19 protein-coding genes are annotated in these 25,331 nt (G+C 67.3%); 7 read left to right on the top strand and 12 right to left on the bottom strand.

Going from position 1 to position 25,331, the window contains the following annotated elements:
• Positions 1–3: 3 nt before the first annotated feature.
• From ABIS05_RS26370 to ABIS05_RS26395, 6 genes are all read right to left on the bottom strand, one after another.
• Positions 4–5,964, bottom strand: coding sequence for an Hpt domain-containing protein (locus ABIS05_RS26370; protein WP_348011574.1), 5,961 nt, complete (start codon positions 5,962–5,964; stop codon positions 4–6).
• Between the two features lie 197 nt (positions 5,965–6,161).
• The gene (locus ABIS05_RS26375; protein WP_348011575.1) at positions 6,162–8,534 is read right to left on the bottom strand and encodes a methyl-accepting chemotaxis protein; all 2,373 of its coding nucleotides are present in this window, start codon (positions 8,532–8,534) and stop codon (positions 6,162–6,164) included.
• A 69-nt stretch (positions 8,535–8,603) separates the two neighbouring features.
• Positions 8,604–9,134 carry a chemotaxis protein CheW gene (locus ABIS05_RS26380; protein ID WP_348011576.1) on the bottom strand — a complete coding sequence of 177 codons (531 nt, stop codon included), beginning with the start codon at positions 9,132–9,134 and terminating at the stop codon, positions 8,604–8,606.
• Between the two features lie 17 nt (positions 9,135–9,151).
• Entirely contained in the window at positions 9,152–9,517 is a 366-nt protein-coding gene (locus ABIS05_RS26385) for a response regulator (RefSeq protein WP_348011577.1), read from the bottom strand.
• A gap of 11 nt (positions 9,518–9,528) precedes the next feature.
• A complete protein-coding gene (locus ABIS05_RS26390; protein ID WP_348011578.1) occupies positions 9,529–9,933 on the bottom strand; it encodes a response regulator in 405 nt (134 codons plus the stop codon).
• A 61-nt stretch (positions 9,934–9,994) separates the two neighbouring features.
• Positions 9,995–10,147, bottom strand: coding sequence for a rubredoxin (locus ABIS05_RS26395; protein ID WP_348011592.1), 153 nt, complete (start codon positions 10,145–10,147; stop codon positions 9,995–9,997).
• Positions 10,148–10,330: 183 nt separating this feature from the next.
• Here ABIS05_RS26395 and ABIS05_RS26400 point away from each other — a divergent pair, with 183 nt between their 5' ends.
• Genes ABIS05_RS26400 through mpl form a run of 3 tightly spaced genes read left to right on the top strand, consistent with a single transcriptional unit; the run spans position 10,331 to position 14,000 of the window.
• A complete protein-coding gene (locus ABIS05_RS26400; RefSeq protein ID WP_348011579.1) occupies positions 10,331–11,287 on the top strand; it encodes a bifunctional hydroxymethylpyrimidine kinase/phosphomethylpyrimidine kinase in 957 nt (318 codons plus the stop codon).
• A 19-nt stretch (positions 11,288–11,306) separates the two neighbouring features.
• The gene (gene hemL / locus ABIS05_RS26405; RefSeq protein WP_348011580.1) at positions 11,307–12,593 is read left to right on the top strand and encodes a glutamate-1-semialdehyde 2,1-aminomutase; all 1,287 of its coding nucleotides are present in this window, start codon (positions 11,307–11,309) and stop codon (positions 12,591–12,593) included.
• A 27-nt stretch (positions 12,594–12,620) separates the two neighbouring features.
• Positions 12,621–14,000 carry a UDP-N-acetylmuramate:L-alanyl-gamma-D-glutamyl-meso-diaminopimelate ligase gene (gene mpl / locus ABIS05_RS26410; RefSeq protein ID WP_348011581.1) on the top strand — a complete coding sequence of 460 codons (1,380 nt, stop codon included), beginning with the start codon at positions 12,621–12,623 and terminating at the stop codon, positions 13,998–14,000.
• Positions 14,001–14,121: 121 nt separating this feature from the next.
• Here mpl and aspS read toward each other — a convergent pair whose 3' ends face one another.
• The 6 genes from aspS to ABIS05_RS26440 form a co-directional block, all read right to left on the bottom strand.
• The gene (gene aspS, locus ABIS05_RS26415; protein WP_348011582.1) at positions 14,122–15,906 is read right to left on the bottom strand and encodes an aspartate--tRNA ligase; all 1,785 of its coding nucleotides are present in this window, start codon (positions 15,904–15,906) and stop codon (positions 14,122–14,124) included.
• Positions 15,907–15,989: 83 nt separating this feature from the next.
• Entirely contained in the window at positions 15,990–16,673 is a 684-nt protein-coding gene (locus tag ABIS05_RS26420) for a DUF502 domain-containing protein (protein WP_348063366.1), read from the bottom strand.
• Between the two features lie 11 nt (positions 16,674–16,684).
• On the bottom strand, positions 16,685–17,023 hold the full coding sequence (locus tag ABIS05_RS26425; protein WP_348011584.1) for an FmdB family zinc ribbon protein: 339 nt from the start codon (positions 17,021–17,023) through the stop codon (positions 16,685–16,687).
• A gap of 44 nt (positions 17,024–17,067) precedes the next feature.
• Complete coding sequence (locus ABIS05_RS26430) at positions 17,068–18,531, bottom strand: sodium:solute symporter family protein (RefSeq protein ID WP_348011585.1); 1,464 nt, start codon at positions 18,529–18,531, stop codon at positions 17,068–17,070.
• A gap of 67 nt (positions 18,532–18,598) precedes the next feature.
• Positions 18,599–20,161 (bottom strand): ubiquinone biosynthesis regulatory protein kinase UbiB, encoded by a 1,563-nt coding sequence (ubiB, locus tag ABIS05_RS26435; RefSeq protein WP_348011586.1) that lies wholly within the window; start codon positions 20,159–20,161, stop codon positions 18,599–18,601.
• Positions 20,158–20,652, bottom strand: a complete 495-nt coding sequence (locus ABIS05_RS26440) for a hypothetical protein (RefSeq protein ID WP_348011587.1) — start codon at positions 20,650–20,652, stop codon at positions 20,158–20,160. Before ABIS05_RS26440 ends, ubiB begins: the two co-directional genes overlap by 4 nt.
• A 167-nt stretch (positions 20,653–20,819) precedes the next feature.
• On the opposite strand from ABIS05_RS26440, the gene ABIS05_RS26445 reads away from it, so the two are divergent.
• The 4 genes from ABIS05_RS26445 to ABIS05_RS26460 all read left to right on the top strand — a co-directional run.
• Positions 20,820–22,208, top strand: a complete 1,389-nt coding sequence (locus tag ABIS05_RS26445) for an undecaprenyl-phosphate glucose phosphotransferase (RefSeq protein ID WP_348011588.1) — start codon at positions 20,820–20,822, stop codon at positions 22,206–22,208.
• Positions 22,209–22,218: 10 nt separating this feature from the next.
• On the top strand, positions 22,219–23,442 hold the full coding sequence (locus ABIS05_RS26450) for an outer membrane beta-barrel protein (RefSeq protein WP_348011589.1): 1,224 nt from the start codon (positions 22,219–22,221) through the stop codon (positions 23,440–23,442).
• Complete coding sequence (gene galE / locus ABIS05_RS26455) at positions 23,442–24,458, top strand: UDP-glucose 4-epimerase GalE (protein WP_348011590.1); 1,017 nt, start codon at positions 23,442–23,444, stop codon at positions 24,456–24,458. The genes ABIS05_RS26450 and galE overlap by 1 nt, the downstream gene beginning before the upstream one ends.
• 13 nt (positions 24,459–24,471) lie before the next feature.
• The coding region (locus ABIS05_RS26460) for a sugar phosphate nucleotidyltransferase (RefSeq protein WP_348011591.1) at positions 24,472–25,331 on the top strand (860 nt) is incomplete at its 3' end.

The raw sequence follows: 25,331 nt of genomic DNA on the forward strand, positions 1-25,331 counted from the left end.
CCGTCAGACTACCACCGCAGATTTCGTGTATTGCCGGATCAACCCCAGCAGATGCTCTTCGTCATAGGGCTTGCCGAGGTAGTGGTCAACGCCGAGCTGGGCCGCGTAGTCGCGGTGCTTCTGGGCGATGCGCGAGGTGATCATGATGACCGGCAGCTTGGCCAGGCGCGAATCGGCGTGCATGTTGCGCACCAGGTCGAACCCGTCCATGCGGGGCATTTCAATGTCCGACAGCACGACCGAGGGCAGCTCGTCGCCCGACAGTTTTTCCATCGCATCCAGGCCGTCCTTGGCCAGCGTGACACGAAAGCCCACGCGCTCTAGCAGGCGCTGCGTCACGCGGCGCACGGTCAACGAGTCGTCGACCACCAGCACCAGCGGCGCCAGCACGAGTTCCTCGGCGTCCGGTGCAACCGGCTTGTGCTCGGACAACTCACCCCGCGCCGCCGCGAGGCGTGCCTGGGCGTCGGCGCCGTACCAGTCGGCCAGGGCCACGACGTTGTAGATCAGCGCGACGTCGCCAGAGGCCAGCAGGCTGATGCCCGCCAGGCCCGGCACCCGGTTGAGCTGAGCGCCGAGGTTCTTGACGACGACTTCCTGGTTGCCAACCACTTCGTCCACGTGCAGCGCCAGCGAGGCCTGAGCGCTACGCACCAGCACGACGGCTGCATGCTTGCCGTGGGTGTGGCCGCGGCCGCCGTGGCCAAGCAGGCCGCCCAGCCAGTAGAACGGCAACTCGGCGCCGCCGTGCTGCAGCTTGCCGGTGGCATAGGCCGCCTCGACCGCATCAACGGGCACGCGCTGCACCGACTGCATCAACGCCGCCGGCACGGCCACCACCTGCTCGGCGCTCTTCAGCAACACGACCTGGGTGAGCGCCGTGGTCAGCGGCAGGCGCAGCAGGAAGCTGGTGCCCTTGCCAGTGGTGGACGTGGTTTCGATGCTGCCGCCCAGCGTGCCGACTTCAGCGCGCACGACGTCCATGCCGATGCCGCGACCGCTGAGCTCGGTGATCTGACTGGCCGTGGAGAAGCCGGGCGCGAAGATGAGACGGCGCAGCTGTGCGTCATCGAGCTCGGCATCCGGCGCGATCAGGCCCAACTGCAGGCCACGCTCACGGATGCGGGCGAGGTTCAGGCCGGCGCCGTCGTCGACGAAATTCAGCCGCACTTCGTTGCCGTGCTGGCCCACCTCGATGCGCAACGTGCCGGCCGCCTCCTTGCCGGCGGCCACGCGCACTTCCGGTGCCTCGATGCCGTGCGCGACGCTGTTGCGCAGCAGGTGCTCGAAGGCGCCTGCCGTGCGTTCCAGCACCGAGCGGTCCAGCTCGGTCTGGCCACCGGTGATCTCCAGCTTGACCTGCTTGCCGGCATCGCGCGCGGCCTGGCGCACGACGCGGTGCATGCGCTCGCCAACGGAATCGAAGTCGACGAGGCGGGTGCGCAGCAGGTCGTCCTGCAGCTCGCGCGTCAGCCGCGATTGCGCGGCCAGTTCGTCTTCACCGGCCTGCACGTTGCGGCTCAGCGTGCGCTGCAGCGTCGCCACGTCACCGACCGACTCGGTCAGCATGCGGGTCAGTTCCTGGAAGCGGGTGTAGCGGTCGAACTCCAGCGGGTCGAACTCGCGGCCGCCCTGCTGCGCCAGCTCCTGCTGGGCATGCATCTGGGCTTCGGCCTGCAGGTCCAGCTCGCGCAGCTGGGTGCGCAGGCGCTCCAGGTTGTCGTCCAGGTCGAGCAGCGCGCCCTTCATCTGGGCCAGCTCGGACTCCATGCGCGCGCGGCGGATGCTGACCTCGCCGGCCTGGGTGGCCATGCGCTCCAGCAAGCTGCCGCGCACGCGCACCAGGGCCTGGCCGATGGCGAGGTTGTCGCTGCCGGCAGCGACCTCGGTGTTGTCGGCGAAGCGGCTCCAGTCGATCTGACGGGCCGGCTCGGACGCGACCTCCTCGACGACCGGCGCCGGCTGCGCGAAACGGGCGAGCGGCTCGTAGCGAGACTCCGGCTCCGGTGCCACCACCGGCGCGGGGGCCGGCGCAGCGACGACGGGGGCCGCCACGGGTGTCGCCACCGGTGCAACGGTGGCGGGCGCGCTCAGGCTGCGGCCGAGTTCCTCGAAGGCGTGCTCCAACGCATCGCCGTCATGCTGCAGCGCCTGGACCTGGCCGTGGTCGGCCGTGCCGGCTTGCAGCAGAGCCTCGATGGCCGACTCCAGGTTGTGGGCTTGCTCGCCCAGGCGCATGGCGCCGGCGAGACGGGCGCCGCCCTTGAAGGTGTGCAGGGCGCGCATGCAGGCGTCGGAGCGGCCCAGCTCGCCCGGTTCGGCAAGCCAGTCGCGCAAGGCGCCGTGCAGGTCTTGCAGAAGGTCGCGACCTTCTTCTTCGAAGATCGGATAGAGCTCGGGCTCGATGTTGTCCGGCAGGCCGGCTTCGGGCTCGGGTTCGAAGCCAGCAGCCGCCAGCGCCGGCAAAGCCGGGGCATCGACGAGAGGCGCTGCCTGCGTGGCCGGGCCTTCCGGCTGGAAGGCCTCGAGGTCGCCGGCGAAGGTGTCATGCAGCGCGGGGACAGGCATGGGCCGGTCGTCCAGCGGGGCGGCCGCCGTCAGGGGCTCTTCCTGCGGCTGATAGGCGTGCAGGCGGGCAATGACGTCGGGATCGTTGGGCTTCAGGAAGCCGGCAGCGAACTGGTGCAGCAGGCGGCGGATGTCGTCGGCGGCGCGCACGAAGAGTTCGGCATCCTCCGGCTCGTAGCCGACGGCGCGCTGGGCGCGGCCGAGCGCGTGCTCGAGTTCGCGCGCCAGGGCGGAGAGATCGTCATAGCCGACGGTACCGGCATTGCCGGCCAGCGCATGGGCCTGCACCTCGCAGCTCTGCGGCACGGTGTGGTGCTGCTCTACCGACCATTCGGCCAGCCCAATGGACAGCTTGCGGGACAGCTCGTCGGCCTCGTTCAGGAAGATGTTGAACAGCGCGATGCTGATGCGCAGCGAGCCGATGACCTTGTAGCCTTCGTCCGCCTCGAGCAGTTCGGTGTCGGGCTCCTCGACGGCGGCCTCGGCCTCGGGTTCGGCTTCGAGCGGCTGCAGCGCCGGAATGACCAGCGTGGTTTCCTCGGGCTGCTGCGGCGGCTCGCCGGCAGGCAGCGGCTGCGGCTCGGCGGCGGGCTCGTCCAGATCGAGCTCCAGGCGGAAGTTGGCCAGCGTCAATTCGTCGGGAGCCGCCAGCGGCATCGGCTGGGTGGTTTCTGCCTGATGCGGCATCAGCTCGGTCGGGTGCTCGCTGAAGTCCAGCGTGGGCTCCTCCTCGGGCAGGGCCAGCGCAACCTCGGCGGCAAGCACGTCAGCAGCGGCCGGCTCGGGCAGGTCGAGGAGGAAGTCCGGCGCGAAGCTCTCGGCTTCGTCGGCGGCCGGCAGGCTGATGTCGAGGCCCTGGGGCACGGGCATGTGCTCGGGCATGTGCTCGGGCTCCGGTGCTGCCTCGGCCATCGGATCGATGTCGAACTCGATGACCTCGACGCCACCTTCGGGTTCCAGCGGCAGGTCGACTTCGCTCGACGAACCGGCCGGTGTCAACGGCAGCTGCTCGCCATTCAGGCGCAGCGCATCGGCGCTGCGGCGCAGCGGCTCGGGCGAGCTCTGACCGGGCTCGTTGCCGGCGATCTGTTCGCGCCAGTGGGTGAAGTAGTCCAGCGCCTCGACCGTGAAGCCCAGCAACGCTGCATCAGCGTGCGGCGAGTGCTCGGCCAGTCGGGTGTTGTAGAGCTGTTCGCACGACCAGGCGCCTTCGCCGAATTCGTTCAGACCCACCATGCGGGCACTGCCCTTAAGGGTGTGGAAGGCGCGGCGGATGATGGTGAGCTGGCCATGGTCGGCCGGGGCCTCGCGCAGCGTGGCGAGCGCGGCGCGGGCATTGCCGATGACTTCCTCGGCCTCCTCCAGGAAGATCTCGCGCATCTCCGGGTCGTCTGCAACGCTCGGTTCGGCCGGGGCTCGGGCGGGCGCTGACACGCGGGCGGGGGCGGGGGCGGGGGCCGATTCAGACAGATCCAGGTCCGGCAGGCTGAGGTCGGGCAGGTCCAGCGACGCCAGGTCGATGCGCAGCGGCTGCGTGGCCACGTGCGATGACGATGAATCAACGGGCTCGTCGCCCATGTCGACATGGAAGCCACTGGCCTCGAAGTCAGGCAGCTCGACGGCGCCGTCACGGCGGCCCATGACGGCATCCAGGCGGCCGGTGGACTCGTCGAACTCGAACATGCGCTTGGCCAGGGCCGGCTGCACGCTCAGCATGTCGATGAGGAAACCCAGGGCGCCGAGGTTGTTGGCCAGACGCTCGAAAACGCCGCGCGCAGCCGCGCGCTCGAAGTCGATCTCGGTGCTGGCCAGGCTGTCCACCTCGTCGCGCATGCGCAGCGTGGCCTGGGCGGCCTGATCCAGGCCCAGCACGCTGAGCACACCGCGCATGGTCTGTAACTGTCCAGGCACGGGGATGAGCAGCTCGCGGCGAGCTGGGTCACGGAAGTAGTCGTCGCACTGCTTCTCGACCTCGGACAGGCTGGCACGCAATTCGTGAACGACGCTGCCCAGGGTCTGGCGGTCGGAGACGCGGCGGTAGAGCTCCTCCATCCAGCCTTCCAGCGGCTCGGCCGGCTGACCGTGGGCGACGGCCTCGACGCGGCGCGCCAGACGGCGGACGCGTTCGGCCTGTTCGGGCTGGTCAAAGGCGGCGTCTTCAAGCGCGGCCTCGACGTAGAGCAGGCTGGTGGCAACTTCCATCGCCAACGCGGGCGGCGGCGTGCTGCGCGAGCGCAAGGTCGCGACGACGGCGCGCTGCAGCGTCTGGGCCAGCACCTCGCCGCTCGGGAACAGGCGTGTCAAAGACTCGGCCAGGCCGGCGAACTGCTCGTCCAGGCTGCCGATGCGGTGCTGGTCACCCTCGGCGGCGCTGGACCAGCCCTCCTTGGCGGCCATCACGCGGCGCTTGGCCTGGATGACCCAGGCCGGATCGATGCGGCCGAGGCTGGCGTCTTCATAGTCGCCGACGTGCTCGTCACCGAGGCGGTAGGCCTCGTGCACGGCCGCCAGGCGCGGGCCGGCACCTTGGGTGACGCGGCACTGGGCACAGAAGAACAGCAAGTCCTGGGCGAGACGTTCGCGCTGGGGATCGTCCTGCTCGCCGCGGCCGCTGGCGCCAATCAGGCGCAGCTCATGCAGCAGCTTGGAGCCCAGTCGCTTGGTGTAGCCGTCACTCGGCAGCAGCTTGAGCGCCTGGCCTTCGAAGACGGCAGCGGCGAGTTGCCACAGCGTGCGGCCCTGGCCGGCGGGCAAGGCCGCCGAAAGGCCGGCGCACAGGCCGGACAGATGGGCCGCATGCGCCGAACCGGGCTCGCGCATCTGGCGCAGCAAGGCGGCCTCGAAGGGCGCGCGCACGGCCTCGGGCGAACGCGGCAGCACGCCGTTCTCGATCGGCACGCTGCGCCAGGCCCAGTCGTGTTGCCACAGGTCGGCCGGATGCACGCGCTCGGCGCCGTTGAGCAGTTGCAGCTCGCGGTAGCTGGGGTAGAGGGCCAGCGTCGAGGTCTTGTTGCCGGCCAGCAGGCGGGCCACGTAGGCGAGCAGGGCGAAGTCGGCACGCTCGATGGTGTCGACCGTGCTGGCCTCGACCTCAAGCGGACGCTCGGCCAGGCGGCCGACGGCCGTCTCGGCGGCGCGCAGCACAGCCGCGCCGGCCGGCAGGCCGACGAGCGACAGCACGCCGCTGACCTGGTGGAGCTGGGCCGCAGCCTGCTGCAGCGGCACGCTGGGCTGGGTGTCGGTGCCGAAGGCCGTCAGGCGGTTGTCGCTGCCGTCGCGAACGAGGCGGCGCAGCGTCTTGTGCACCGCCTCGAGCGAACGGCGCAATTCCTCCTGCACCCACGCCAGTGGGCTGAGGTCGGCCGGGAGTTCGGAGTCTCTCAGGGAGCTGTCCATATCAGTGATTCACGGCGCCACGCGCCACCCCAATGGATGAAATGCGGGTATTGCGGGCCGAGCGCCGGGCCGCTCCCAAGCCGGCCCGCGTTGGGCGATGTGCTTGCGGTTCGATACCGCGAGCATCGCCGTCCCCTCGGGGGAGCGACTGGGCTTGCCCGCGTTCAGCGCGGCAAGACTTGGCGAGGGGCCTCATGTCAGGCGACCTTGAAACGGGACACGGACGCACGCAGCGCCTCGGCGGAACGGGACAGCTCATGCACCATCTGGGCGGTGGAGCGTGTGCCCTCGGAGGTCTGCTCCGTCACCGCAAAAATGTGCTGGATGTTCGATGCCACCTCGTTGGCGTGCTCGGCCTCCTGTTGCGCCTGTGTGGAGATCTGCCCGATCAGTCCGTCCAGCTGGCGGGACACGCTGTCGATGTCTTCCAGCGCGCGGCCGGCCGCGTCGGACAGCTGGGTACCTTCCACCACCCCGCGCGTCGAGCGCTCCATGGCGGCAACGGCGTCGTGGGTGTCGGTCTGAATGGTCTTGACCAGCGCGGCAATCCGGCGCGTCGCGTCGCCGGAGCGTTCGGCCAGTCGCTGCACTTCTTCCGCAACCACCGAGAAGCCGCGGCCGGCTTCACCGGCGGACGCGGCCTGGATGGCGGCGTTCAAGGCCAGCACGTTGGTCTGTTCCGTAATGTCCGAGATCAGCTCCGTGATCTCGCCGATTTCCTGGGAAGACTCGCCCAGGCGCTTGATGCGCTTGGAGGTCTCCTGGATGGAGTCCCGGATGGTGTTCATACCGGCGATGTTGTTCTGCATCGCGGCCAGGCCCTGTTCGGCGGCCTGCCGGCTCTGGCGCGCCACGCCGGCCGTAGTCTGCGCCTGGGCAGACACGTCGGTGATTCGGCTCGCCATGCCGAGCACGGCCTCGCCGGTGGCTCGAATCTCGTGCAGTTGCTCTTTGGACGCGGCCAGCAGGTCGGTGGACGTCTGGTCGACCGCGCCGGTCGTATCCGTCACACGGGCTGCCGTCATCTGCACCTGGCCGACCAGGTTGCGCAGTTCTTCCACCGTGTAGTTCACCGAGTCGGCGATGGCGCCGGTGATGTCCTCCGTCACGGTGGCTTGCTGCGTCAGGTCGCCTTCAGCGACCGAGGACAGTTCGTTCATCAAACGCAAAATGGCCGCCTGGTTGGCGTCGTTGACGCGCTTGGCCTCTTGCTCCTGGGCTTCGGCGTCGCGCTGCTGGGATTCGGCCAGCGCCGCACGCTCGGACTGATCGGCCACGAAGAGCCGCAGGAAACCGAAGGCACCGGCCACGAGGGCAGCCAGCGAGGCCACCAGCAAGAGGATCAGGCCCCAACCGGCGCCGCCGGACGTCTCCAGCTCGGACGCGGCTTGCTCGAGGCTCTTGCGCAGGGGTTCCGAGTCGCCCAGGATGGCCGTCTGCGCCTCACGGGCCGACACCAGGCCCTGCAGGTTGCCCAGAATGGCAGCCGCCTGCGTGCGGGTCTGCTCGTACTGCTTCAGCAGGGTTTGCAGGCGTTCCTTCAGCTGCGGGTCGCGCGCGGCGTTCAGGCGCAACTCGGGGCTGCCGTTGATCAGGGCCTCGGTGATGAGCTTGAAGGAGTTCAAGTCCTTGCCCAGAAGGAACACCGCCTCGGGGTTCACGCCTTCCTGCGTCAGGAACTCATTGGCGCTCTTGCCGATACGCTGGGTCAGCATGACCAACTGGCCGACTGCGGAGACCTCGCCCGCCGTGGCGCCGATCTGCAGCGCTTGAGATGACACGGCCTCGGCGCTTTCGAGCAGGTCGCTGGACTGGCGGTTAATGGCGCGCAGCGCCTGGCCGACCTGGGTCAGGATCTTTTCCTGGTTCTGAACGATCGCGCCGTTCTTCTCGGCGCGTTGGACGAAAGGCATGAGCGAGTTCAGCGTCGGCTGCACGCTGGCCGGCGCGACCTTCAGTTCACCCACACCGGTACGCAGGTTGTTGACGACGCCGCTGAGCGTGCCCACCGACTCGCGCAATTCCGCGAAAGCCGCGGGGTTGCCCACCAGCGCCGCAGACACCGACTTGGCCATCCGCTGCGAGTGCATCAGCGCCTGGCCCGCCGCGCGCACCTGCGCCGCACTGCGGTTGGAGTTGACGAGCACGAGGCCGACGGACGCCGCAGTACCGAGCAGGCCCAGGGCAACAAGGCCGGTCAGCACCGTCTGGCGGTGGCGGCCAACGAGGTCGCCCAGCTTCTCGGCGCCTGTCGACGGAGCCGAAGTCAGCGTCGCCGAGTCGGCCGCCTGGCTGGTCGTGTGCGCAAAATTGAGGGAGCTGGCCGGGAACTCGCTGTTCGGGCCCGGCTCGGTCGGCATGGCCGGCGAGATGATGGACGGTGCATCCTCCCGCACGAAGGCTACGGTGCGCACGGGCACCTCGATGCCGGCGAGCGTGGAGTCGGCGTTGCGGGTCGCGTCGAAACCAGCGCCGCCGCGCGAGTCGATGGTCGTATCGGGAGCCTCACGCGTCGCCATCGGCGACTCATCGACTTCGGACTTTCCCCTGATCTTGTCCAGCAGGCTCATCTGACCCTCGTTCTTCAGTGTTTGTGGTGCCCGCGTACCTGCGCAGGCTTTGAAGCTAGGAAGCGCGCATCACGCAACGATGTGCAGGAAGTTCTCCTGCTTTGACAACGCTTCCAGATTGATTTCCTGCCAGTGGCGGCCGGCCTCGTCGCGGCGCAGGGCGCCAGCAAAACGCGGCAGTGGCCCAGCGGGCTGCTCGGCAGCCAGCGGCAATTGTTCGTCGCTGCGCAGGCCGGCCAAGCGGTCGACCAGCAGCGCGCAGTTCAGGTTCAGCTCGGTGCTCAGCGACACGAGCCGGGCCTGGGGTGCCACGGCGCGGGTGGCCGCCACCTCGCGCAGGCCGAGATAGACGGCCAGGTCCACGACCGTGAACAGGCCGCCGCGCAGGTTGGCCACGCCGGCCAGCCAGGGCTTGGCGTAGGGCACAGGCTTGATGGGCACCGGCGCGAAGATTTCACTGGCCTGCTTCAGCGAGAACAGCAGGCCAACGCCCGCGGACTCGACAGCCAGCCAGCTGGCGATGAGGGTGGTCTCGCGCGCGGCCTGCATGCGCTCGGCCAGGCGCTGTTGCAGTTCACGCAGTGCAGTCTTGTTCGCCATGTCAGCGCCCTGTGGCTTCAGCCGAGGGCTTTGATCTTGGCCAAGAGCTCTTCGGCCTTGACGGGCTTGACGACGTAGTCGCTGGCGCCTTGACGCATGCCCCAGACCTTGTCGGTCTCCTGGCCTTTGCTCGTGCACATGATGACGGGCACGCCGAGGTAGCGCTCGTCGCGCGTGATCGCACGGGTCAGCTGGAAGCCGTTCTGGCCGGGCATGACGACGTCCATCAGGATCAGGTCGGGCTTGGCCTCGGCCAGACGCTTCATCGCCTCCTCGCCGTTCTCGGCCGTGCGCACGCTGTAGCCGCGCTTGACCAGCATCTCGGAGAGGGCGTGAAGTTCGGTCTTGGAATCGTCAACCAGCAGGATGTTGTGAATGCTCATGGCAGATCTCTTTAGGTACGCGCTTCTTGCCGACGGTGTTGCAGCACCGCCTGGAGCAACTGGTCCTTGGTGAAAGGCTTGGTCAGGTAGTCCTGCGAGCCCACCATGCGCCCGCGCGCTTTGTCGAAAAGGCCGTCCTTGGACGACAGCATGATGACCGGCACGCCCGAGAACTCCGGGTTGCGCTTGATGATGGCGCAGGTCTGGTAGCCATCAAGTCGCGGCATCAGGATGTCGCAAAAAACGAGGTCGGGCCGGAAGTCGCCCAGCTTGGCCAGCGCGTCGAAGCCGTCCTCGGCCAGGGCCACCTCATGGCCGCCCTGCTTCAGGAAAATCTCGGCGCTGCGGCGAATGGTGTTGCTGTCGTCAATGACCAGGACCCGGGTCGGGCCTGCAGCGGAAACTTGCTCGTTCAAACCTTGTCTCCTCGGAGCTTGAGCTCGGGTCCGGGCCTACTCGGCGGCTTGCAAAGGCGCGTCAGATGCGCACCATCTCAAAATCTTCCTTGCGCGCGCCGCAGTCTGGGCAGACCCAGTTCATATCCACATCGACCCACTTGGTGCCGGGCGCAATGCCATGATCGGGGTCACCCGTTTCTTCGTCATAGATCCATCCGCAGATCAGGCACATCCAGGTACTGGGTTCGCTCACGTGTCGCTCAGAGTTTGCTCACTACAATCGGCTGATTCTAGCCAGTGCTCAGAAGCGCAATGCTGAGGGCAAACGCCTGTGCCTAGGGCCCAGAAAACGCCCTTTTAGCGGCAGACTTCACGCTTTTCGGCAGCTCTTCGGCCGCGACCGCCACGACCTCCCATGAGCCCAAATCCCCTCTCCCCTACCCCTGAGGTCGACCAACTGCAGGACGAACAAGAAAGCCCGCCGCCCGCTTGCGTGATGAGTTTCAACGCCAGCGATGCCTCCGGCGCGGGCGGCCTGGCCGGTGATGTAGCCACCATCGCGGCCATGGGCGCGCACTGCCTGCCGGTCGTCACGGCCATCGTGCTGCGCGACACGGCCGAGATCTTCGAACACGAGAATCTCGACGCCGACATCGTCGCCGAGCAGGCGCGCCACATCCTGGAAGACGTACCCATCACGGCCTGGAAGGTCGGTTTCCTCGGCAACGCCGAGGCCGTCAGCGCCGTGGCCGAGGTGCTGAGCGACTACCCGGACGTGCCGCTGGTGACCTACGTACCCTCGGTCGCCTGGATCGACGAGGACGACCAGCAGCAGTACCTGGACGCGCTGCGCGAGCTGGTGCTGCCGCAGACGGTGGTGCTGGTCGGCAACCACAAGACACTGACCGACTTCCTGCTGCCCGACTGGGACAACGAGCGTTCGCCGTCGGCCCGCGAGCTGGCCGTGGCCGCCGCTCAGTCGGGCGCTCAGCATGTGCTGGTGACCGGCATCCAGCTGCCCAACCAGTTCATCGACAACGTGCTGGCGAACTCGCAGGGGCCCATCACCGGTGAGAAGTTCGAGCGCTTCGAGACCTCCTTCGTCGGCGCCGGCGACACGCTGTCGGCGGCGCTGGCGGCGTTGCTGTCGGTGGGCGCGGAGCTGCACTCGGCGGTCAGCGAGGCGCTGTCCTTCCTGGACCAGTCGCTGGACTCGGGCTTCCGGCCCGGCATGGGCAATGTCGTGCCCGACCGCTTCTTCTGGGCGCTACCGCCGGAGGACGACGACGACGGCGCCGAGCCGACCTTCGAGCCGCTTGAGGCCGAAGCCGAAACCGAGCCGTCGCCCAAGATGCCGCGGCGCATGCACTGAGCCCATTCCCCCTTTTTCCATGGCCAGCAATACCGAGCTCTTCGAGCGCGCCGCGCGCGTCATCCCCGGCGGCGTGAACTCGCCCGTGCGGGCTTTCCGTGCCGTCGGCGGCACACCGCGCTTCATCGCCCGCGGTGAAGGTGCCCATATCTACGACGCTGAAGGCAAGCGTTATGTCGACTACATCGGCTCCTGGGGGCCGATGATCCTCGGCCACGGCCACCCCGCCGTGCTGGAGGCTGTGCAGAAGGCGGCGGTCGACGGCTTCTCCTTCGGCGCACCGACGGAGCGCGAGATCGAGCTGGCCGAAGAGATCCTGAAGCTCGTGTCCAGCATGGACCAGGTGCGCTTGGTCAGCTCGGGCACCGAGGCGACGATGAGCGCCATCCGCCTGGCGCGCGGTGCGACCGGCCGGGCCAAGTTCATCAAGTTCGAGGGCTGCTATCACGGCCACACCGACGCGCTGCTGGTGAAGGCCGGCTCGGGCCTGGCCACCTTCGGCCACCCGACCAGCGCGGGCGTGACGCCGGGCGCGGCGGCGGACACGGTCGTCCTGGAATACAACAACGTCGAGCAACTCGAAGCCGCTTTCGCGGAGCTCGGCGCTGAGCTGGCCTGCGTCATCGTCGAGCCCATCGCGGGCAACATGAACTTCGTGCGCGCCTCGCTGCCCTTCGTGAGCGCGATGCGCCGCCTGTGCACGCAGCATGGCGCGCTGCTGGTGCTGGACGAGGTGATGACGGGCTTTCGCGTCGGCCTCGGCGGCGCCCAGGCCCACTATGCCGGGCTGATTCCCGGCTTCGCGCCGGACATCTCGGTCTTCGGCAAGGTCATCGGCGGCGGCATGCCGCTGGCGGCCTTTGGCGCCCGGCGGGAAGTCATGCAGCACCTGGCGCCACTCGGCGGTGTCTACCAGGCCGGCACGCTGTCAGGCAACCCGGTGGCCACGGCCTGTGGGCTGGCGACGCTGCGCGAGATCCAGAAGCCGGGCTTCTTCGAGGCGCTGTCGGCACGGACGCGGCAGTTGGTCGACGGCCTGAAGACCGTTGCCGCCGAGAACGGCGTGCCCTTCAGCGCCGACAGCGAGGGCGGCATGTTCGGCTTCTTCCTGATGTCGGACCTGCCGCAGAACTACACGACGGTCATGACCACCGACAAGGAGCGCTTCAACCGCTTCTTCCACGCGATGCTGGATGCCGGCATCTATCTTGCTCCGGCCCTGTACGAAGCGGGTTTCGTGTCAGCGGCTCACACGCAGGTCGACCTCGACGCCACGCTTTCGGCCGCTCGCACCGCCCTGCGCTGACCCCTGCCCTCGCTTGGGCCCATCGACATGCATCTCCATATCCTCGGCATCTGCGGCACCTTCATGGGTGGCCTGGCGACGCTTGCTCGTGAGGCAGGTCATCGCGTGACCGGCTGCGACGCCGGCGTCTACCCGCCGATGAGCACGCAGCTTGAAGCACTGGGCATCGAGCTGATCGAAGGCTTCAGCGCCGAGCAGCTGGAGCTCAAACCCGATGCCTACGTCATCGGCAATGTCGTCACGCGCGGCGAGCGCTTCCCGCTTATGGAAGCCATCCTCGACGCTGGCCTGCCGTATGTCTCCGGCCCGCAATGGCTGGCCGATCACGTGCTGCAAGGCCGCCATGTGCTGGCGGTTGCCGGCACGCACGGCAAGACGACAACGACCTCCATGCTGGCGTGGATCCTGGAGCATGCCGGGCAGCAACCGGGCTTCCTCGTCGGCGGCGTACCGCAGAACTTTGGCGTGTCGGCCCGTCTCGGTGCAGGGAAGACTTTCGTCATCGAGGCGGACGAGTACGACACCGCCTTCTTCGACAAGCGCAGCAAGTTCGTTCACTACCGGCCGCGCACGGCCGTGTTGAACAACCTGGAGCACGACCACGCCGACATCTTCCCGGACCTGGCCGCCATCGAGACGCAGTTCCATCACCTCGTGCGCACGGTGCCGGCCAATGGCCGCCTCATCGTCAACGCCCGCGAGGAGGCGCTGCAGCGAGTGATTTCGCGCGGCTGCTGGAGCGAGGTGCAGCGCTTCGGCGCCAAGAAGGAAGAGGCCGGCATGCTGCGCGCGCGCGGCGAGCCGCAGGCCTTCGACGTGCTGCGTGGCAGCCTGAAGGTAGCCCGCGTCGAGTGGGGTCTGATCGGCGAGCACAACCAGCTCAATGCACTGGCAGCCACCGCGGCGGCCGAGCATGTCGGCGTGTCACCCGAGCAGTCGGCTGCGGCACTGGCCGAGTTCCAGAACGTGCGCCGGCGCATGGAGTTGCGCGGCGAAGTTGCCCGCACTGGCGGCGTCATCAAGGTCTACGACGACTTCGCCCATCACCCGACGGCCATCCGTACGACGATCAACGGCCTGCGCCGCCGCATCGCGCCGGCCGAGCGCATCCTGGCCATCTTCGAGCCGCGCTCCAACACGATGAAGCTGGGCACGATGAAGGCGCAACTGCCCTGGGCGCTGGAGGAGGCGGACCTGGTCTTCTGCAACCAGCAGGGGCTGACCTGGGACGCCAAGGAAGCGCTGGCGCCGATGGGCGCTCAGGCCGTCGTGGGTGCCGACGTGGATGCGCTGGTGGCTGCCGTCGTCAAGGCCGCCAAGCCGGGCGACCATCTGCTGTGCATGAGCAACGGCGCGTTTGGCGGCATTCACGAGAAGCTGCAGCAGAGCTTGGCCGCACGGGCCTGAGGCCCGAGGTCGGCGTCCACGACAAGTTGCTGGCCGCGTCGGCCTCCTAGAGCCGCCCCTACGGAGACCGACCAGCCTCGCCCTTGCTCAGCGCGGCGACGCTGGGCGAGGGGCGACCATTTCAGACCGCCGGCGTGCGCAGGCGGATGTGCAGCTCGCGCAGTTGCTTCTCGTCCACCAGCGACGGCGCGCCGGTCAGCAGGCACTGGGCGCGCTGGGTCTTGGGGAAGGCGATCACGTCGCGGATGGAATCGGCCTTGGTCATCATCGTGACGATGCGGTCCAGGCCGAAAGCCAGGCCGCCGTGCGGGGGCGCGCCGTACTGCAGCGCGTCCAGCAGGAAGCCGAACTTCACGCGCTGGTCTTCCTCGCTGATGTTGAGCGCCTCGAAGACCTTGGCCTGCACTTCGGCGCGGTGGATACGCACCGAGCCGCCGCCCAGCTCCCAGCCGTTCAGCACCATGTCGTAGGCCTTGGCGATGCAGGCGCCCGGGTCGGTCTTCATCAGCTCTTCATGGCCGTCTTTGGGCGCCGTGAAGGGGTGGTGAACGGCCGACCAGCGGTTGTTCTCCTCGTCGTGCTCGAACATCGGGAAGTCGACCAGCCACAGCGGCGCCCAGACGTCGTTGAACAGGCCGTTGGCCTTGCCGAACTCGCTGTGGCCGACCTTCAGGCGCAGCGCGCCGATGGCGTCGTTGACGACCTTGGCCTTGTCCGCGCCGAAGAACAGCAGATCGCCGTCCTGCGCGCCGGTGCGCTTGAGGATCTCGGCAACGGCTTCGTCGTGCAGGTTCTTGACGATGGGCGACTGCAGGCCTTCACGGCCCTTGGCCACCTCGTTGACCTTGATCCAGGCCAGGCCCTTGGCGCCGTAGATCTTGACGAACTCGGTGTAGGCGTCAATCTCGCCACGGCTCATGGATGCGCCCTTGGGCACGCGCAGCGCGACGACGCGGCCGCCCGGCGTGGTGGCCGGGCCGCTGAACACCTTGAAGTCCACCGTCGTCATCGCGTCGGTCAGCTCGGTGAACTCGAGCTTGACGCGCAGGTCGGGCTTGTCGGACCCGAAGCGGTGCATGGCTTCCGAGTACTTCATGACCGGGTAGTCGCCCAGCTCGACATTGAGGTTCTTGCGGAAGACGTGGCGGATCATGCCCTCGAACATCGAGCGGATCTCTTCCTCGGTCAGGAACGAGGTTTCGATATCGATCTGCGTGAACTCGGGCTGGCGGTCGGCGCGCAGGTCCTCGTCGCGGAAGCACTTGGTGATCTGGTAGTAGCGGTCGAAGCCCGCCACCATCAGCAGCTGCTTGAACAGCTGGGGCGACTGCGGCAGCGCGAAGAAGTGGCCGTCATGCACCCGGCTGGGCACGAGGTAGTCACGCGCGCCTTCCGGCGTGGACTTGGTCAGCATCGGCGTCTCGATGTCGACGAAGCCGTGCTCGTCCAGAAACTTGCGGACTTCCATCGCCACGCGGTAGCGCAGCATCAGGTTGTTCTGCATGTAGGGGCGGCGCAGGTCCAGCACGCGGTGCGTGAGGCGCGTCGTCTCGCTGAGGTTGTCCTCATCGATCTGGAAGGGGATGGGCACCGACGGGTTCAGCACCTCGATCTCGTGGCAGAGCACTTCGATCTTGCCGCTGACGAGGTTGGCGTTCTCGGTGCCGGTGGGGCGCGCGCGCACCTTGCCGACGATCTTGAGGCAGTACTCGCTGCGAACGCCTTCAGCCACCTTGAGCACGTCCGCGCGGTCGGCATCGCAGACGATCTGCACAAGGCCTTCGCGGTCACGCAAGTCGATGAAGATGACGCCACCAAAGTCGCGGCGGCGATGGGCCCAGCCCATCAGGGTCACGGTCTGGTCGAGCAGCTTTTCGCTGACTTGGCCGGCATAGCAGGTACGCATGGAGATCTCCAGATTCTTTTCGGGGGTGTCGGGTGGGCACTGTCGGGGGCGGGGCCCTCAGGGCTGAACGCCTGCCGGGGCGTTCAGCCCGGCTGATTTCGATTCACGGCGTCGGCGGCGGCCGCGCAGGGCTGCGCGCCATGCGGCATGGGGGCGACGGTGCCCATCGAGATGATGTATTTCAGCGCTTCATCCACCGTCATCTGCAGCGGCTTGATGTCGGTGCGCGGCACGATGAGGAAGAAGCCCGACGTGGGGTTGGGCGTGGTGGGCACGTAGATGCTGACGTGCTCGTCTTCCAGGTGGCAGGCCACCTCGCCGCTGGGCGTGCCGGTGACGAAGGCGATCGTCCAGGAGCCGGCGCGCGGGTACTGCACCAGCACCGCCTCGCGGAAGGCATTGCCGCTGCTGGAAAACAGCGTGTCCGACACCTGCTTGACCGAGCTGTAGATGCTCTTGACGATGGGGATGTGGGACATCAGCCGGTCCCACTGCGTCAGCAGCCACTGGCCGAAGATGTTGGCCACGAAAACGCCCGTGACCAGCAGGCTGCCGACCAGGATGACCAGCCCCAGGCCCGGCACGTGGCGCAGCTCCAGCAGGCCGTCGCGCAGCGAGGCCGGCACGATGAGGGCCAGCGCCGCCAGCATGGAGCCGAAGACGCCGTTGACGACGTCCAGCACCTGGGCCAGCACCCAGATGGTGATGGCCAACGGCAACCAGACCAGCAGGCCGGCGACGAGATATTTGCGGAAGGAAGCGCCCACGTTGACCCGGTTCAATGGCAGGCGCAGGAGCCGCCGCCGTGCGTGGACGATGACGAGGGCGACGTCGATGGGGTCGCGCTGGCCTCGGCCTTCTCAGCCTTGGGTGCGTCGCCCGCAGCAGCCGGCGCAGCGCCAGTCACGGCAGCGGCCGCCGGGGCGGCTGTGCCACTCCCCTTGAAATCGGTCGCGTACCAGCCCGAACCCTTGAGCTGGAAGCCGGCGGCAGTGACCTGCTTGGTAAAGCTCTCAGCCGCGCAGGCCGGGCAGGTGGTCAGCGGCGCGTCGGACATCTTCTGCAGCACGTCCTTGGCGTGGCCACAGGCACTGCAGCGGTAGGCGTAAATGGGCATGGCGGCTCGGTCAAAGGCGAAAAGCCCGCCATTTTAGGGGAGGCTCAGGGGCGGGGCTGCAGATGATGGCTGACGTGCTCCTGCCGATCGGTCAGCCACTGCGGCGCCAGCGAGCCGATCACCATGCCAACCAGGGCGGCCAGCAAGCCTGCAAGCTGGCCGGGGAAGAACTCGCCCCAGGTCGAGATCTGCGGGAAGAAGGCCACCCAGACGGCAATGCCGGCAAAGATGGAGAACACGGCGCCTTGCGTCGTGGCGCGGCTCCAGTACAGCCCGAAGACCAACGGCACAAAGGCCGCGACCAGCGTGACCTGGTAGGCGGAGCTGACGAGTTCGTAGATGGGCGTGCCCTGTAGCGCGATCGCATAGGCCAGCACCGCGAGTGCGAAGACAACGAGCGTCACCCGCATCGCGAGCAGCGCCTGCTTGTCGCTCATGCCCGGGCGGATCTGCTTGAGGATGTTCTCGACGAAGCTCGTCGTCGGCGCCAGCAGCGTGGCCGACGACGTGCTCTTGATGGCCGACAGCAGCGCGCCAAAGAACAGGATCTGCATCAGCAGCGGCATGTGGCCCATGATGAAGGTGGGCAGCACGCGCTGGTAGTCGTTCTGGGCCAGGTCCAGCGCCTTGTCGCCCATCACGGCCACGGCGGCCAGCACGATGAACATGGGAACGAAGGCGAAGGCGATGTAGCTGAAGCCGCCGATCATGGCGCCGCGCTGGGCGGTCTTGGCGTCCTTGGCGGACATGACGCGCTGGAACACGTCCTGCTGCGGGATGGAGCCCAGCATCATCGTCAGCGCAGCACCGAGGAACATCGCGATGTCCGTGAAGCTCGGATTGGGCAGGACCTTGCCGAGCTCCTTCTGCCGGGCCAGGTCGAGCACCTTGCCGGCGCCCCCGGCCAGGTCGGCCGAGAAAACGGCGATCACCGACAGGCCGATGACCAGCACGATCATCTGGATGAAGTCGGTCCAGGCCACGGCCAGGAAGCCGCCGATGACGACGTAGACCAGCACCGCCGCCAAGCCGACGATCATGCCCATCTCGGCGCTCATGGCGCCATCCGTCAGGATGTTGAAGACCAGGCCCAGCGCCGTGACCTGGGCCGCCACCCAGCCGAGGTAGCTGAGGATGATGGCCAGCGAGCAGAACACCTCGACGCCCTTGCCGTAGCGCCGGCGGTAGAAGTCGCCGATGGTCAGCAGGTTCTTGCGATACAGCTTGGCGGCAAAGAAGGCGCCTACCAAGACCAGGCAGAGGCCGGCGCCGAAGGGGTCCTCGATGATGGCGCCGAGGCCGCCCTGCACGAACTTGGCCGGGATGCCCATGACCGTCTCGGCGCCGAACCAGGTCGCGAAGGTGGTCGTGATGACCATGACCAGCGGCAGGCTGCGGCCAGCGACGGCGAAGTCCGTCGTGTTCTTGATCCGCGTGCCGGCCCACACGCCGATGCCCAGGGTGCCGAGCAGATAGAGCACGACGAAGACGATGAGCGTGGTGTTCATGGACGAGGCGACGGGTTGGGCCTAAAAAATTCGCGCGGATTATGGCGGCGCCGCGCTGGCGCCTGGCTCAGAAGCCGAGGTCGAGAACGCGCAGGGCCAGCCAGGCCAGCGCGACACCGATGCCGAAGCCAGCCGCGCCCCACACCAGGCCGGACAGCAGCCGGTTGGTGCTGCGCAACTCCCGTACCAGGGCGCGCATGTCGGCGTCGCCACCGCGCTGCGCCTGGCTTTTCAGCGCGTCATGCAGCAGGCGCGGCAACGCAGGGATGAGCTGCGCGAAGCGCGGCGCCTCCTTTTGAAGCTGCTTGGTCAGCGCCGGCCAGCCGACCTGCTCGTTCATCCAGCGCTCCAGGAAGGGCTTGGCCGTGGCCCAGAGGTCGAGCTCGGGGTCGAGCTGGCGGCCCAGGCCTTCGATGTTGAGCAGCGTCTTCTGCAGCAGCACGAGCTGGGGCTGGATCTCGACGTTGAAGCGGCGCGAGGTCTGGAACAAACGCATCAGCACCTGGCCGAGCGAGATGTCCTTCAGTGGCCGGTCGAAATGAGGCTCGCAGACCGCCCGCACCGCGCTTTCCAGCGCGTCGACACGGGTCTCGGGCGGCACCCAGCCAGAGGCGATGTGCAGCTCGGCCACGCGCTTGTAGTCGCGCTGGAAGAAGGCGATGAAGTTCTGCGCGAGGTAGTCCTTGTCCACCTCGGTCAGCGTGCCGATGATGCCGAAGTCCAGCGCGATGTAGCGGCCGAAGGTCTCGGGCGCCAGGCTCACCTGGATGTTGCCCGGGTGCATGTCGGCGTGGAAGAAACCGTCGCGGAACACCTGCGTGAAGAAGATGGTCACGCCGTCGCGGGCCAGCTTCTTGATGTCGATGCCGGCGTCCAGCAGCGTCTGAAGCTGCGAGATGGGCACGCCCTTCATGCGCTCCATGACGATGACCTCGGGGCTGCACAGGTCCCAGTGCATCTCGGGCACCATCACCAACTCCAGCCCGGCCATGTTGCGGCGAAGCTGGGCGGCGTTGGCGGCCTCGCGGACGAGATCCAGCTCGTCGTGCAGATACATGTCGAACTCGGCGACGACCTCGCGCGGCTTGAGCCGCCGGCCGTCGGCCGAGAAGCGATCGACCCACACGGCGAGCCGGCGCATCAGCGACAGGTCGTCGTCAATGACGTCCAGCATGCCGGGGCGCAACACCTTGACGGCCACCTCGCGGCCATCCTTGAGCGTTGCGAAATGCACCTGGGCAATGCTGGCGCTCGCCACGGGCTCGGCATCGAAACTGCCGAACAACTCCTCCAGCGGCAGGCCGAAGGCACGCTCGACCATCTCGCGCGACAACGACGCCGGGAAGGGCGGCACCCGGTCCTGCAGCTTGGCGAGTTCCAGCGCAACGTCGACCGGCAGCAGGTCGCGCCGCGTCGACAGCACCTGGCCGAACTTCACAAAAATGGGGCCCAGGCGCTCCAAAGCGAGGCGCAGACGCACGCCGCGAGGCTCCTGCCAGCGGCGACCCAGCCGGGTGATGCGCCTCAGGACCTGGAAACGCCGCCGGCGCAGGCCCGAGAGCGCCAGGTCATCGAGGCCGAAACGCCAGATCGTCCACAGGATGACCAGCAACCGAGAGACAAACCTCATGCGCCGCTACCGGGCGTCTTGGGCGCGAAGCGTTCGACCATGCCCGACAGGGTGCGCCGCAAGGCACGACCGAACTGGGCCAGCTGGCGGGCGGCCAAGGGGCCGGCGATGCCGGCCAGGTCGTCCTCGATGTCCCAGCGCAGGTTGTCCATCAGCCAGTGCATTTCACCGGCAAAGGCGGCATCGCCCTGCACGCCGACGCTGGGCGCCTCGCCGCTCAATGCACCCAAGGCAAGCTTCGCAGGATTGGCAGCGTCAATCTCGATGCGCAGGCCGCCAACGCCCGGCGGTGGTGAGTCCAGCCGCTCAAACAGTCCAGCGGGTGTAACACCAAGTATCAAATCCGGCGCCGCCGGCAGCAGCGCCGGCCACCGCGCCAGGTGCACCACCAGCCCTCGCCCGGCGAGTGGCTGCAGGCGTTTCGCGGCGATGGGCTCGCGCGAAACGACATGGTTGATGAGCAGCACCAAGCGATCCTGAAGGGCAGGCATCAACAGCGGCGAAAGAGAGGGAAATGGCCAGTGCGCAGACATAGGACAAGATTGTAGGCAGGACCCTGAACAGGGGACGGGCCTGCAACGGTTGTCAAAATTGTTGGTAGAGAATCCCGGATCGCTTTTTGCAAGCCACTACCCTACCTGGGCCACTGACTGACACGATGTTCGAGGATCGAAGCTACAAAAGGACGTTCTACAGCGCGCCGCAGTCGGTCGAATCGCTGATTGCCGCGTTCCTGGAGCCCGGCATCATCGTGCTGACCTTCCTGCTGGTGAACGGTCATTTCGATGAGCCCGTCCTGCGCCCGACGCTGACGCTGTGCCTGCTGGTGTTCGCACTGACCTTCCCCGGTCGCAACCGCTTCAACGACCACCCGGCCAGCGCCCTGGTCGACGTCATCTCATCCTGGCTGGTGCTGCTGGGCATTCTGCTGTTGTGCGGCTATGCCACCAGCAGCCTTCACTACTTCGAGGAAGAGGTGCTGATCTGGTGGGCCGTCATCACGCCGGTCGTCCAGATCATCGCCATCGAGGCGGGCCGCCGTTTGCAGCGCTGGCGCTCACGCGACCCCAGTGCCCGGCGCACGGCGGTGGTCGTGGGTGCTGGCTCACTGGGCCACAAGGTGACCAAGGCGCTGCGCGACAACCAGGGCGTCATCTGCCTGGGCTATTTCGACGATCGCAACCGCGAGCGCCTGCACCCGGACGCTGGAGCAGAACTGATCGGCCCACTCACCAAGCTCAGCGAGTTCGTGCGCGAAAAGGGTGTGCGCGAGGTCTACATCACGCTGCCGCTGGGCTCGCAGCCGCGCATCGTCGAGCTGTTGGAGCAGGTGCAGGGCACCACGGCGTCGCTGTTCTTCGTGCCCGATGTGTTCGGCATCAGCATCATCCAGGGCCGCTTGCAGGACATCAGCGGCGTGCCGGTCGTCGGTATCTGCGAGACCCCCTTCACCGGCACCAACCAGCTCATCAAGCGCGTCAGCGACATGGTGCTGGCATCGATCATCCTGATCCTGATCTCGCCGATCCTGCTGGCGCTAGCCATCGGCGTGAAGCTCAGCTCGCCCGGGCCCGTCATCTTCAAGCAGCGCCGCAACGGCCTGGATGGTGAGGAGATCGTCGTCTACAAGTTCCGCTCGATGCGCGCCCAGGACAACGGCGCCGTCGTCAAGCAGGCCACCAAAGGCGACTCCCGCATCACGCCCTTTGGCGCCTTCATCCGCCGCACCTCGCTGGACGAACTGCCACAATTCATCAACGTTTTACAAGGCCGCATGAGCATCGTGGGTCCGAGGCCGCACGCGGTCGCCCACAACGAGGAATACCGCCAGCTCATCAAGGCCTACATGGTGCGTCACAAGGTCAAGCCCGGCATCACCGGCTGGGCCCAGGTCAACGGCCTGCGCGGCGAGACCGACACCATCGACAAGATGATCGCGCGGGTTGAATACGATCTTGAATATCTGCGCAACTGGTCGCTGGCCCTGGATCTGCAGATCATCCTGCGCACGGTGCGGCTGGTGGTGTTTGACCGTCATGCCTACTGAGAATCTTCTGATGGATTGCCGAATCGGGCTTATCGCTCTGGCCGCGATCGCTGCGCTGACCAACCCCGCCCAGGCCCAGACGGATGACACGGCGCCGTTCTACGCCGGCGGCTCGCTCGGCGCCTCGCATGTCTCCAACGTCTATCGGCAGTCCAGTGCGCCCAACAGCGACACGGTCACCAGCGCCGGGCTGCTCGGCGGCATCGACCAGCGCCTGGGCCGCCAGCACCTGACCGTCGACGGTTCACTGCAGAACAACCGCTACTCCACCAACCGCGATCTGAACTACCGTTCGCACAGCATTCGAGGTGCGCTGAACTGGCAGACGGTGGGCAAGTTGTCCGGTGTGCTGAGTGCCAAATCGGACCGGTCGCTGGCCGACTTCAACACCAGCGGCGTTGCGCAAATCTTCAAAAAGAACATTGAAAGCACGGACGAATACCAGGCTCAAATTCGCATGGGTGTTGCTACGCGCTACACGCTGGAAGGCGCCTGGACGCAACGCAGCCGCAACTTCAGCGCAGAAGAGTACGACCGCTACGTCTACCGCCAGAACACCGGCTCGCTGGGCATTTACTTGACACCTGCAGGCAATGTTCGGTTGGGCCTCGCGGGTCGCCGCACCAAGGGCACGAACCCGCGATATCCCACAGGCCTCTTCACGCTAGATCCTGACACCTTGCTGCCCAAGGCGATCACCGATCAAAACGACTACACCCGAGACGACATCGATTTCACAACACGCTGGCGCATCGGCGGCCACAGTACCGTGAACACGCGCATCAGCCGCAGCAAGGCCAACAACAGCATGGATCGGTTGCGCGACTTCAGCGGCACGACGGGCTCGGTCGGCTGGAACTGGTCGCCGACGGCCAAGCTGCAGTTCAATCTGAACTACGCGCGCGACACGGGGCAGGAAAGTAGCGTCAATACAGGCGACCTGAATCGTGTCTACACCACGTGGCAGCTCGGCAGCAGCTATGCGCTGACGAGCAAGCTGAGTCTCAGCGCCCGCGCCAGCGCCAACAGCGCCAGGCGCAACAGCGACTCCGGCGTCGCATTGACCGGCGCCCTGGACGACACCAAGAGCTACAACGTCGGCCTGCGCTGGGCCATCTCGCGCAGCTTCAGCCTGGGTTGCCAGTACGACCACGTCAACCGCGACAACAGCGTGCCTCAGTACATCTACAGCGCCAACAGCTACGGCTGCACCGGCCAAGCCATCGTCTACTGATGACCACCACCGTCCTGCTCACCGGCGCGGCCGGCTACATCGCCTCGCACACCTGGCTTGCGCTGCAGAGCGCCAGCTACCGTGTCGTCGGCGTCGACAACTTCGTCAACAGTTCGCCGCTCGTGCTGGAGCGCTTGGCTGAATTGGCTACGGCGCCCATTGAGTTCGAGCGTGCCGACGTCTGCGACGCAGCGCAGATGGACGAAATCTTCGCGCGCTACCAACCCGCAGCGGTCGTGCATTTCGCCGCCTACAAGGCCGTGGGCGAATCGGTCAGCCAGCCGCTGGCCTACTACCGCAACAACCTCGGCGGCCTCGTCAACACCTGCGAGGCGATGAAGCGCCACGGCTGCTTGCGCATCGTTTTCAGCTCCAGCGCCACCGTCTACGGCGCACCGGAGGCCTTGCCGCTGCGCGAGGACGCGCCGACCTCGGCCACCAATCCCTACGGTGCCACCAAGCTGATGGGCGAACAGATCCTGCGCGACCTCGGCGTGGCCGACAGTGCCTGGCAGACCGCCTGCCTGCGTTACTTCAACCCGGTCGGCGCCCACGAGAGTGGCCGCATCGGCGAGGACCCACGCGGCACGCCCAACAACCTGATGCCCTATGTGGCGCAGGTGGCGGTGGGCCGGCGCGACAAGCTGTCGGTGTTCGGCGGCGACTACGCCACGCCGGACGGCACTGGCGTGCGCGACTACATCCACGTGACCGACCTGGCCGAAGGCCATGTCGCCGCGCTGCGCCGCCTGCTGGATCACCCCGGCTCGCTGACCGTCAACCTGGGCACCGGCCAGGGCTACAGCGTGCTCGATCTGGTGCACGCCTACGAGGCCGCCAGTGGCCGTAGCGTGCCCTACGAGATCGTCGCCCGCCGCGCCGGTGACATCGCTGCCTGCTGGGCCGACCCCGCGATGGCCCGCGAGTTGCTTGGCTGGGAGGCGCAACTGGATCTCGCCCGCATGTGCGAAGACAGCTGGCGCTGGCAGCACACCAATCCCCAAGGTTTCGACTGAATTAAAAAGCGCTATGGCTTCCAAGATCTCCGTTCTGCCCGTCATCATGGCCGGCGGCTCCGGCACCCGGCTGTGGCCGCTGTCGCGTGCCGGCTATCCCAAGCAGTTTCTCGTGCTGTCGGGCAATGAGAGCCTGTTCCAGCTCGCTGCACGCCGCCTCGCGGCCCTCGCCTCACCCGAGTTCGAGATGACCGGCCCCTGCATCGTCGGCAACGAAGAGCACCGCTTTCTGGTGCTCGACCAGCTGCGCGAAACCGGCCATGAACCCAGCAGCGTGTTGCTCGAACCGCTGGGCCGCAACACCGCTCCGGCGCTGACGCTGGCCGCCCTGGCCGGCCTCGAAGGCGGCAATGATCCCGTACTCGTCGTCACGCCCGCCGACCAGACCGTCACCAACGGCGCCGCCTTCACGGCCGCGCTGCAGGACGCCGTCCGCCTGGCCGCAGACGGCGCCATCGCCATCCTCGGCATCACGCCGGATCGGCCCGAGACCGGCTACGGCTATATCCGCACCCAGGGCGATGCCGGCGGCCTGGCCGTGGCCCAGTTCGTCGAGAAGCCCGACCTAGAGACCGCCCAGCGCTATCTCGCTGAGGGCGACTACTACTGGAACAGCGGCATGTTTGTGCTGCGCGCCAGCGTCTGGATGAAGGCGCTGGAGCGCTTCCGCCCCGACATCGCCGGGGCCACCCGCGCCGCCTGGGCTGTTCGCAAGACCGACGCGAAGTTCGTTCGCCCGGGCAAAACCGAGTTCGCCACCGTGCCGAGCGAGTCCGTCGACTACGCCGTCATGGAGCGCTGCCCGGGCACCGACATCCCGCTGCGCATGGTCGCGCTGGACGCCGGCTGGAACGACCTCGGCGCCTGGGAGGC

Source organism: Roseateles sp., from assembly GCF_039929605.1.
Classification (GTDB): Bacteria; Pseudomonadota; Gammaproteobacteria; order Burkholderiales; family Burkholderiaceae_C; genus Pelomonas.

What these genes read in the sequence shown, in the direction of transcription:
- ABIS05_RS26370 (WP_348011574.1), bottom strand. Translation starts at nt 5,964, where the DNA reads ATGGACAGCTCCCTGAGAGACTCCGAACTCCCGGCCGACCTCAGCCCA.
- ABIS05_RS26375 (WP_348011575.1), bottom strand. Translation starts at nt 8,534, where the DNA reads ATGAGCCTGCTGGACAAGATCAGGGGAAAGTCCGAAGTCGATGAGTCG.
- ABIS05_RS26380 (WP_348011576.1), bottom strand. Translation starts at nt 9,134, where the DNA reads ATGGCGAACAAGACTGCACTGCGTGAACTGCAACAGCGCCTGGCCGAG.
- ABIS05_RS26385 (WP_348011577.1), bottom strand. Translation starts at nt 9,517, where the DNA reads ATGAGCATTCACAACATCCTGCTGGTTGACGATTCCAAGACCGAACTT.
- ABIS05_RS26395 (WP_348011592.1), bottom strand. Translation starts at nt 10,147, where the DNA reads ATGTGCCTGATCTGCGGATGGATCTATGACGAAGAAACGGGTGACCCC.
- ABIS05_RS26400 (WP_348011579.1), top strand. Translation starts at nt 10,331, where the DNA reads ATGAGCCCAAATCCCCTCTCCCCTACCCCTGAGGTCGACCAACTGCAG.
- hemL (WP_348011580.1), top strand. Translation starts at nt 11,307, where the DNA reads ATGGCCAGCAATACCGAGCTCTTCGAGCGCGCCGCGCGCGTCATCCCC.
- mpl (WP_348011581.1), top strand. Translation starts at nt 12,621, where the DNA reads ATGCATCTCCATATCCTCGGCATCTGCGGCACCTTCATGGGTGGCCTG.
- aspS (WP_348011582.1), bottom strand. Translation starts at nt 15,906, where the DNA reads ATGCGTACCTGCTATGCCGGCCAAGTCAGCGAAAAGCTGCTCGACCAG.
- ABIS05_RS26425 (WP_348011584.1), bottom strand. Translation starts at nt 17,023, where the DNA reads ATGCCCATTTACGCCTACCGCTGCAGTGCCTGTGGCCACGCCAAGGAC.
- ABIS05_RS26430 (WP_348011585.1), bottom strand. Translation starts at nt 18,531, where the DNA reads ATGAACACCACGCTCATCGTCTTCGTCGTGCTCTATCTGCTCGGCACC.
- ubiB (WP_348011586.1), bottom strand. Translation starts at nt 20,161, where the DNA reads ATGAGGTTTGTCTCTCGGTTGCTGGTCATCCTGTGGACGATCTGGCGT.
- ABIS05_RS26440 (WP_348011587.1), bottom strand. Translation starts at nt 20,652, where the DNA reads ATGCCTGCCCTTCAGGATCGCTTGGTGCTGCTCATCAACCATGTCGTT.
- ABIS05_RS26445 (WP_348011588.1), top strand. Translation starts at nt 20,820, where the DNA reads ATGTTCGAGGATCGAAGCTACAAAAGGACGTTCTACAGCGCGCCGCAG.
- ABIS05_RS26450 (WP_348011589.1), top strand. Translation starts at nt 22,219, where the DNA reads ATGGATTGCCGAATCGGGCTTATCGCTCTGGCCGCGATCGCTGCGCTG.
- galE (WP_348011590.1), top strand. Translation starts at nt 23,442, where the DNA reads ATGACCACCACCGTCCTGCTCACCGGCGCGGCCGGCTACATCGCCTCG.